The organism is Lactobacillus sp. C449L, from assembly GCF_059900815.1.
This window is the reverse complement of sequence record NZ_JBWXGA010000058.1, coordinates 1-597: the sequence shown is the minus strand read 5'-3', so window position 1 is coordinate 597 and position 597 is coordinate 1. Positions and strand designations below refer to the sequence as shown.

The window sequence follows — 597 nt, the reverse complement described above, 5'->3', positions numbered from 1 at the left end:
CTTCTGCTCCATGCGGGCGATCTCCTCGCTCGGCACGGCGGTGGCGATCTGCGCGGTGGCGAAGGCGGACCAGCAGAGCGTCGAAAGCGCGGCCGCCGCGGCGGCGAACTGGAGCGGAACGCTCACGCGGATGCGGCGGAGCGCCTTCCCGTCGTGGATGAAAATATCCCGCGCTTTCAGCAAGCTGCGGAACCTGCCCCCGAAACCCGCGTTGGTCGCTGCGAACTCACTCATGACTATTTCGATCCCCGCTCGACCTGCCCGGCCGTGCAGCCGCTGGCGCGGCCGAAAACCATGAAGGACGGCAGGCATTTGCCGTCCGGACATTTCGTCAGGAAGCTGCCCACCCCGTGACGTGAGCGCAGACTGTTAAACAAGTCCTGCCGGCGCAATGGGGCCGTAGAAATCCGTAGACAGACCGGCTTCGGCGCGCGCCGAGTCGTTGAACGGAGGCTTCAGCACGCCCCGGAAATGGCTGCCGAGCAGTCGTTGCCACAACGCAACGGGGTCCGATTCCCGCGATTGCGCGACCGCCCTGAACCAGCGCGTGCCGGCGGCGACGTGCCGGATCTCGTCGCGGTAGATACGGTGCAGGAT

General features: G+C 66.3%; 2 protein-coding genes. Both read right to left on the bottom strand.

Annotated elements, in window-relative coordinates; translation table 11 throughout:
- Positions 1–234: hypothetical protein (locus tag AC2JF9_RS08270; protein ID WP_500726838.1), on the bottom strand; the 234-nt coding region annotated here is incomplete at its 3' end.
- Positions 235–369: 135 nt separating this feature from the next.
- Positions 370–597: DUF455 family protein (locus AC2JF9_RS08265; protein WP_500726836.1), on the bottom strand; the 228-nt coding region annotated here is incomplete at its 5' end.